At 67.0% G+C, this 6,780-nt stretch carries 10 protein-coding genes; 2 read left to right on the top strand and 8 right to left on the bottom strand.

All coding sequences use genetic code 11. The annotated features are described in order from the left end of the window. Together QZ184_RS09010 and psbP are read right to left on the bottom strand one after the other, a co-directional pair. A partial coding sequence (locus QZ184_RS09010; protein ID WP_296419193.1) for an FAD-dependent oxidoreductase occupies positions 1–692 on the bottom strand: 692 nt, incomplete at its 3' end. A 4-nt stretch (positions 693–696) separates the two neighbouring features. Continuing rightward, entirely contained in the window at positions 697–1,260 is a 564-nt protein-coding gene (gene psbP, locus QZ184_RS09005; protein WP_010317848.1) for a photosystem II reaction center PsbP, read from the bottom strand. Positions 1,261–1,367: 107 nt separating this feature from the next. On the opposite strand from psbP, the gene recR reads away from it, so the two are divergent. Further along, entirely contained in the window at positions 1,368–1,946 is a 579-nt protein-coding gene (recR, locus tag QZ184_RS09000) for a recombination mediator RecR (protein WP_071777998.1), read from the top strand. 4 nt (positions 1,947–1,950) lie between these two features. Beyond that, positions 1,951–2,856, top strand: a complete 906-nt coding sequence (lipA, locus tag QZ184_RS08995) for a lipoyl synthase (protein WP_296419190.1) — start codon at positions 1,951–1,953, stop codon at positions 2,854–2,856. Here lipA and QZ184_RS08990 read toward each other — a convergent pair whose 3' ends face one another. The 6 genes from QZ184_RS08990 to bioB all read right to left on the bottom strand — a co-directional run. After that, positions 2,857–3,228, bottom strand: a complete 372-nt coding sequence (locus tag QZ184_RS08990; RefSeq protein WP_010317851.1) for a DUF1622 domain-containing protein — start codon at positions 3,226–3,228, stop codon at positions 2,857–2,859. It abuts the gene before it with no gap. A 12-nt stretch (positions 3,229–3,240) separates the two neighbouring features. Next, the gene (locus tag QZ184_RS08985) at positions 3,241–3,885 is read right to left on the bottom strand and encodes a DUF429 domain-containing protein (RefSeq protein ID WP_296419186.1); all 645 of its coding nucleotides are present in this window, start codon (positions 3,883–3,885) and stop codon (positions 3,241–3,243) included. Continuing rightward, positions 3,882–4,379, bottom strand: a complete 498-nt coding sequence (locus QZ184_RS08980; RefSeq protein ID WP_296419184.1) for a hypothetical protein — start codon at positions 4,377–4,379, stop codon at positions 3,882–3,884. The genes QZ184_RS08985 and QZ184_RS08980 overlap by 4 nt, the downstream gene beginning before the upstream one ends. A 2-nt stretch (positions 4,380–4,381) precedes the next feature. After that, entirely contained in the window at positions 4,382–5,323 is a 942-nt protein-coding gene (locus QZ184_RS08975; RefSeq protein WP_296419182.1) for a DUF952 domain-containing protein, read from the bottom strand. 5 nt (positions 5,324–5,328) lie between these two features. Further along, on the bottom strand, positions 5,329–6,243 hold the full coding sequence (locus tag QZ184_RS08970; protein ID WP_296419181.1) for a rhodanese-related sulfurtransferase: 915 nt from the start codon (positions 6,241–6,243) through the stop codon (positions 5,329–5,331). After that, positions 6,240–6,780: biotin synthase BioB (gene bioB, locus QZ184_RS08965; protein ID WP_296419179.1), on the bottom strand; the 541-nt coding region annotated here is incomplete at its 5' end. The genes QZ184_RS08970 and bioB, both read right to left, overlap by 4 nt.

Below are 6,780 nucleotides of genomic sequence, written 5' to 3'. Positions count from 1 at the left end.
GCAAAGCTGCTGACCTGCCCCAAGAGCGCCCCAGCGCCGCGGGGAACGAGCCCGGCATCGACGACGGTCCGAGGGGCCTCGAGTTCCGAGCTCGATCGCTCCATCGCCGGGCGCTGGAACTGGGCCGGCAGCCGCAGGCCATGGGGCGGAGCGTGGGGTAACTCCAGCACTCCTGCCCAACTGCTGCACAGCGCCTCAGGCCAGGCAGGCCAAAGGCTGCGGCAGCCCGCACCGGCTGCCAAGACCGCCTGGGGACTGGAGTGGGCCGAACCATCGCTGCAACGCACCAGCCACTCCCCTTGCTGACGCTCAAGGCTCAGCGCCTCAGCGGAGACGTAACGGACGCCGGCCTGCTTCAGCAGCTCAGGAAGGTACGCATGGAAACGCTCTGTATCCACCTGGGATCCCGGCAAGGGCAAGAGACGCGCCCAGGGCTTGCCACCGTGGAGATGGATGCGCGCGCTGGACCAGCCGAGATCGCCATAGCGGCGTTGCAGATCGCGCCAGAGGCCAGCGGCCTTGGCAGAGCGGATCGCAAGAGCTGAGGTGCCCAGCGGCCAACCCGGGATCACCCCGTAGCTCCACTCCGTCGCCGAGGGCTGCTGGCCGGCGATCAGACAAACATCAACGCCGCGCTCCCGCAGGGCGAGGGCCAGCAGTCCACCCGCCAGGCCCCCGCCAACGATCAGCACTCGATCAGATCCGCAGGGTGAAGGAGGTGATCACCTGATGGAACAGGCCCTTGACCTTCGGCCAGCGCATCTCGTTGGTGCTGGCGGCAAAGGTGTAGAGCCGACCGCGGTCCACGACGACCGTCGCCAGCTCATGGCGATCACGGTCGGGAAGGTGAACGGCGTACTCCAAGTCGTAGAAGGTGCGCCCGCCGTCCTCACGCTCAGAGGCCTCCACCAGTTCCGCCTCGCGGCCGCTGCCGTCCGGGGCGATCACGACGCGGCGCAGCTTCTCGCCCACCGCCACCGCACTACCAAGGTTCTCCAGGCTGTTGGTCTCATTCACATCCGAGACCACCAGGCTGAGGGTTTCATCGGCATTGATCAGGTCGTGGAAGACCACCTGGGGGCCCTCGGTGACCTGCACCCGGGTCCAGCCCGTCGGATAGAGGAAGGCGTAGCGCCCATCCGAGCTTTGGAAGGAGTTGAGACCGGCCGCGACCGCACTGCAGCTCACCAGCACCAGCACCAAGCCAAGGGCCAGGAACGAACGCAGTCCTCGGGAGATCCAGCGGGTCAGCACGGCCATTGATCAGCGCTTCAGCGCAGCCATTCTCACGCGCCGCCGCAGGTCTTGCGGTTCCTCTTAGATTCTCGCCAGTTGCCTCAAGGGATCTGAGCGGCTTCACCAGACCCCTGGCACGGCTGATTGATCAGTTCGAGCGGCTTCCCGGCATCGGGCCCCGCACGGCCCAGCGCCTGGCGCTGCACCTGTTGAACCAACCCAGCGAGCAAATCCAGGCGTTCGCCGATGCGCTGCTGGCCGCCCGCAGCCAGGTGGGTCAGTGCCAGCGCTGCTTTCACCTCTCGGCTGACCCCCTCTGCGAGATCTGCCGCAACGAAGAACGCAGCACCGGAGTGCTCTGCGTGGTCGCGGATTCCCGTGACCTGCTGGCCCTCGAGCGCACCCGCGAGTTCAAGGGGAGCTATCACGTGCTCGGCGGGCTGATCTCGCCCATGGATGGCATCGGCCCAGAGCTGCTGCACATCCAGCCGCTGGTGGAGCGGGTGGATCGCGACGGCATCAGCGAAGTGATCCTGGCCCTCACCCCAAGCGTCGAGGGGGACACCACCAGCCTCTATCTGGCCCGCCTGCTCAAACCGTTCACCCAGGTCAGCCGCATCGCCTACGGGCTGCCGGTGGGCAGCGAACTGGAGTACGCCGATGAGGTCACCCTGGCGCGGGCCCTCGAGGGGCGGCGGCGGATGGAGTGAGCGCATGAGCCGCTACAGCCAGATCCCACCCAAGGAGCGCCTGCCCGACTGGATCCGTACTCCCATTGGTGCGGCCAGCGCCCTGGAGTCGGTCCAGGCCGTGGTCAAGCAGCAACGGCTCCACACCATCTGCGAGGAGGGCCGCTGCCCCAATCGGGGGGAGTGCTACGCCTCCGGAACCGCGACGTTCTTGCTGGGCGGATCGATCTGCACCCGCAGCTGCGCCTTCTGCCAGGTGGACAAGGGACAGGCGCCGGAGCCCCTCGATGACCAGGAAGCCGAGCGCGTGGCTGAGGCCGTCGAGACCCTGGGACTGCGCTATGTGGTCCTGACCTCCGTCGCCAGGGATGACCAGAGCGACCACGGCGCGGCGCTGTTCACCCGGGCCATGGCCGCCATCCGGGCCCGCAATCCACTGATCGCCATCGAGGTGCTCACCCCCGACTTCTGGGGGGGCCACCGCGAGGAAGCCGAGGCGATCACGGCCCAACGCCAACGGCTGCAGACGGTCCTCTCGGCAGCGCCCGTCTGCTTCAACCACAACCTCGAGACGGTGGAGCGTCTCCAGGGGGAGGTCAGGCGTGGGGCCACCTACAGCCGCTCCCTCGGCCTTCTGGCAGCCGCCCGCGAGCTAGCGCCAGAGATCCCCACCAAGAGCGGGCTGATGCTCGGTCTGGGTGAAGGCTTCGAGGAGGTGGTCGAGGCGATGCGCGATCTCCGCGCGGTGGACTGCCAGCGGCTGACCATCGGCCAATACCTCAGGCCCTCCCTGGCCCATCTCCCGGTGGATCGCTACTGGACGCCCGAGGAGTTCGAGGAACTCGGGAGCATCGCCAAGGGGCTGGGCTTCAGCGACGTGCGCTCCGGCCCCTTAGTGCGCAGCAGCTATCACGCCGGTGAGCAGAGCTAGCTAGCTGGCTTGATGGCGATCCTCCTGGCGCAATTCCAGGGCCAAGAAATAGTTCAAGAAGGTTCGGATCAACGCCACCGCACCCAGCTGAATCAGGGCATTGGGCTCGCGGCTGATCGTGGTCAAGACCACATCAGCCCCGAGCTGAAACTCCAGCGCCAGGGCGACCCAGGAGCCAAAGGTCACCCGGGCCATCGTCACCGGCCCGCGTTGGATCAGATGGGGCGGAATTTCCCGCAGCCGCAACTTGCGCGCCCCACTGAGAACGGCCACCAGGCCAATCGCGACGGAAATCAGCGAGAGGAACTCCAGCAACTGGCGAAGCGCTTGGGCCGAATGACTCAGCAGCAGCTCCATCCCATGCAAATCCATCGCCTGAGATCCCTAGGTGCTGCCGGCAGTGTGGCGCGTGCGACCGGGCAACACCAGCAACCCACCCTCGGGTTCGCCATAGATCTCTGCCGCGGCCGACTGGGCGATGCGCTGGGCGGCTAGGGCACAGACCGCTGCATCAATCCAATCGATGCCGCTCAAGCCATCGAGCGCAAGACCGAAGCGCTCCAGCAGCGCTGAACGTTGCTCCAGCTTCAGCGCTGCCTTGACCTCAATCTCTGGCGAGAGGGCGACGGTGATGCCGTGGGGAAAACTCTCAAAACAGCAGCGCCTGGCCAGCGCTTGTTCATCACGGGCGATCGGCACCCCGAACCGCTGCAGAGCTTGGTAGAGGGCCTCGCCGCGCAGCATCCAGCCATAGAAGTTGCTGCGGCTCGCCAGCGCCGCCTCCCGCGTCGGAGTCGCAAAGCAATGCACCCCCTTGGCCAAGAGCTGGCGTTCGCACAGGCGCGAGCGTTCGCCAGGCAGGGCCCAGCCGCAGGGAGCGTCAATCGCGATCCGCTCGGCCCGGAGACACCAGCCCGCCAACGCCTCTGCATCAGAGATGTTGAGCTGATCCACCACGCGGCGGCCCTCAAGCAAAACCGCGTGGAAGCCCTTACGGGCACCGCCCACATCAATGCCGGCGACGATCACAGCCGGCGGCTCACCCGCTCCAGCCCCTGGGCGATATCCCCAGACATCAGCAGTCCCGCCCCACCCCAGACCAAGCGCAGGGGCAGATCCAAGGCCGCGGCCCCCACCTCCCGAGTCGGCTCAAACCCCAGCTGGCGGAAGTAACGAACAAGGCGGCGGTGCTGCTGATCGTTGTCGCGGATCGCCAGCAGACGGGCACGGCGGCAGGGGGTGGCCTCCAGGGCCCAGGCAAAGGTGGCCGCCCAGATCAGGGCACCCACTCCCTGGGTGTCCGCCCCCTGAACGCGCATCGTGTCGAGTTGCAGACCATGGGGCAGCGGCAGCGCCCAGCCCTTGAGCTCACCCAGCAAGACAGGCGCCTGCCCCTGCCGCGGCCTGGCCACCACCACCCTCAGGGTCCTGACCGCCAAGACCTGCTTGACCTGCAGCCGCAGCAGCAGCCCCCGCGCCGCGGCCCGTTGCTCGATCTCCGCCAAAGACAACGACCCAGCCATCGCTACCAACGCTCCACCAGACAGACCGCATCCAAAGGCAAGGCGCCGTAGACATGAGGGAAGAGCTCCTCGCTGCCGGGGGCTGCTTCGGGGCGAACCTCGAGGCCATGGGCCGCCAGGCGCGTCGGATCGATCACCAACAGCCGGAGGTCCTCGAGATCGGCGTAGAAGCGCTGGTGGGTGGCCTCCAGCTGATGGGCATAGCTGGCGTGGATGAACCCCACCTGATCGAGGCTCTGCCCCCGGGTTGAGATCCGGTACTCACCCTGCTGGCGGGCCTGCTGCCAGTCCGCAGCCAAGGCCAGGTGATAGAGCCAACGCGGTGATCTCCAGCAGCGGCGCTCCGCCCAGGGGGACTCCATCACCTGCTGAAACAGCGGGGCGTTCTCAAAACGCGCCAGCCACTCCCGCAGACCATCCAGCCCTGGCTCCCCGTCAAAGCCCTCTGGATCTGCCAAGCGGAATTGACGCACAAACGGCAGCAGGGCCCAGTCCGCGAGCCTCGCCCGCGCGCCCAGCAGCCACCCCCCAGGCTGAAGGCGCTGCTCCCACTCGCGCAGGATCGCCAGGGCAGCCGAGCGGTCCTCCGGGCGGTCGACATCGGCGTAGCGATCGGGGTACTTGAAGCGATCTAAGTGCCGCTTAAAGGGACCATCGTTCTGAGCCAGCAAGGCCGCGGCCTCGGCCCTATCTCCTTCCAACCAACCCAGGGGGTCGCTCTGCTCTAGAGCCCAGCGCATGATCTCCAGGCTCTCCTCGAGCACCGGACCACCCGGCTCCACCAAGACCGGCACGGTTCCCTTTGGCGAAGCCTCCAGCAGCTCCGGAGCCTTGGCCTTCAGGGCCACCTCCCGCAGCTCCACCTCCAGGCCCGCCGCGGCCAGGGCCAGGCGAGCGCGCATCGCGTAGGGGCAGCGGCGAAAGCTGTAGAGAACCGGACCCATGCGCCCTAGCCGAGATGCCGCTGTCCGCGCTCCCGGGCCAGCTGCATCTGACGCTGGCGTTCAGCAAAGCGCTGGCGATCGCTGTCCGTAAAGCGCTCAATGCAGTGGGGACAGCTGATGCCTTCGCGGTAGCTCGGCTGCAGGCGCTGCTCAGGGGAGACGGGTAGGCCGCAGGCATGGCAGAGGCTGTAGCTGCCGGGCTCGAGCTGGTGGTTCACGCTCACCCGCTGGTCAAAGACGTAGCACTCCCCTTGCCAGCTGCTGTCCTCCTCGGGGATCTCCTCGAGGTAACGCAGGATCCCGCCCTGCAGGTGATGCACATTCTCAAAGCCCTGCTGCAGCAGATAGGCCGTGCTCTTCTCGCAGCGAATCCCGCCTGTACAGAACATGGCGATTGCCTTCGGTTGCCTCTGCTCCACCAGGGGCCGCAGGGTCTCCTCCACCCAGGCGGGGAACTCGCGAAAGCTGTCGGTGCCGGGATCGATCGCGCCGGTGAAGCTGCCCACCTCCACTTCGTAGCGGTTGCGGGTGTCCACCACCAAGGTCTCTGGATCGGCAATCAGCGCATCCCACTGCTGCGGCGGGACATAGGTCCCCACCTGCTCAGCCGGCTTCACCGTGGGGCAGCCCATGGTGACGATCTCGCGCTTGAGCCGGACCTTGAGCCGATGGAAGGTCTGCTGCTCAGCGCGGCTGAACTTGGCCTCCAGCCCCCCGAGTCCGGGCAACTGGCGCAGCCGCTCCAGCACGGCCTGAACGCCTGCGTCTGGACCGCTGATGGTGCCGTTGACCCCTTCTTCAGCCAGCAGGATCGTGCCGAGGACCGCTTCTTGCTCGGCCAAAGCCCTGAGCTCCTGCTGCAACCCAGGCAGGTCCTCCATGGCGGTGAAGCCATAGAAGGCCATCACCAAGGCGCTCACGCCGGCACCTGCTCCTGCCAGGGGTTCACGCCCGCCAGGGCCAACAACTGTTGGTCGGCCTCCACATCGGGATTCCCCGTGGTGAGCAGGGTCTCGCCATAGAAGATCGAATCCGCACCCGCCAGTAGGCAGAGGACTTGCCCCTCGCGGCTCATGGTTTCGCGGCCAGCGCTGAGGCGCACGCGGCTATGGGGCATCAGGATCCGGGCCACCGCCACCATCCGCACCAGATCAAGGGGGTCCACAGCGGGCTGCTCCTCCAGGGGGGTGCCCTCCACCGCCACCAGGGCGTTGATCGGCACGCTCTCGGGATGGGGGTTCATCGAAGCCAGCACCTGCAGTAGCGAGGCGCGGTCGGTGAGGCTCTCGCCCATGCCGATGATGCCGCCGCAGCACATCGAGATGCCTGCCTTGCGCACCCGAGCCAAGGTCTCGAGGCGCTCTTCGTAGGTGCGTGTGGTGATGATCCGGTCGTAGTGCTCTGGGCTGGTGTCGAGGTTGTGGTTGTAGGAGGTCAGGCCTGCCTCGGCCAGGCGG

Origin of the sequence: Vulcanococcus sp. DEBay_Sum22DG08_74, assembly GCF_017852955.1 — a bacterium.
GTDB lineage: Bacteria > Cyanobacteriota > Cyanobacteriia > PCC-6307 > Cyanobiaceae > Vulcanococcus.
Note: the sequence above shows the minus strand (reverse complement) of the source record. Positions and strands in the feature narration are given on the sequence as shown.

Coding starts and splice junctions, on each gene's coding strand:
- psbP (WP_010317848.1), bottom strand. CDS start 1,260: ATGGCCGTGCTGACCCGCTGGATCTCCCGAGGACTGCGTTCGTTCCTG.
- lipA (WP_296419190.1), top strand. CDS start 1,951: ATGAGCCGCTACAGCCAGATCCCACCCAAGGAGCGCCTGCCCGACTGG.
- QZ184_RS08990 (WP_010317851.1), bottom strand. CDS start 3,228: ATGGATTTGCATGGGATGGAGCTGCTGCTGAGTCATTCGGCCCAAGCG.
- QZ184_RS08980 (WP_296419184.1), bottom strand. CDS start 4,379: ATGGCTGGGTCGTTGTCTTTGGCGGAGATCGAGCAACGGGCCGCGGCG.
- QZ184_RS08975 (WP_296419182.1), bottom strand. CDS start 5,323: ATGGGTCCGGTTCTCTACAGCTTTCGCCGCTGCCCCTACGCGATGCGC.